The sequence below is a fragment of the Oleiphilus sp. HI0128 genome, from assembly GCF_001635365.1.
This window is the reverse complement of sequence record NZ_LWGG01001433.1, coordinates 1-689: the sequence shown is the minus strand read 5'-3', so window position 1 is coordinate 689 and position 689 is coordinate 1. Positions and strand designations below refer to the sequence as shown.

Sequence of the window (689 nt, the reverse complement as noted above, 5' to 3'; positions counted from 1 at the left end):
GTTTTATATCTGTATAGAGGTGAATTGTGAGCGAGCAGCAAAGTCGCGAAGTTTATCAAGAGTTAAGTGATCCGGAGTTATTGCGATATAGCCGGCAGATCATGTTGCCTAAATTCGATGTTGCGGGGCAGTTGGCGCTCAAGAATGCAAAAGTACTTATTATTGGTGCGGGTGGCTTGGGTAGCCCGGTTGCGATGTATCTTGCAGCAGCAGGTGTTGGCTGCATAACTATCGTTGATGATGACCATGTTGATGTTTCCAACTTGCAGCGCCAAATTCTACATGGCGAAAGCTCGTTAGGAAAAATGAAAGTAGACTCCGCGGCTGAAATGCTTGGCAATATAAACCCTCATGTTGAAGTGAAGGTACTTGCCAAACGTCTGGATGAGGAGGGGTTACGGTCTGCTGTCGCCAGAGTTGACTTGGTTTTGGACTGCAGCGACACATTCACAACTCGATTCTCGGTCAATAGAGCATGTGTCGAAGAAGCAAAGCCTCTAGTGTCTGGTGCCGCGATTCGAATGGAAGGGCAGGTAAGTGTTTTCGATATGCGTGACGATGAAGCACCGTGTTATCAGTGTTTGTATGCTGAAGGGGATGACGAGCAGCTTACCTGCTCAACGTCAGGTGTTATGGCGCCGTTGGTTGGCATTATAGGGAGCATGCAGGCAATGGAGGCTATTAAGGTA

General features: G+C 47.9%; 1 protein-coding gene. It reads left to right on the top strand.

What is annotated here, in order from left to right; all coding sequences use genetic code 11:
* Nucleotides 1–26 precede the first annotated feature (26 nt).
* The coding region (gene moeB, locus A3763_RS23700; protein WP_068760622.1) for a molybdopterin-synthase adenylyltransferase MoeB at nt 27–689 on the top strand (663 nt) is incomplete at its 3' end.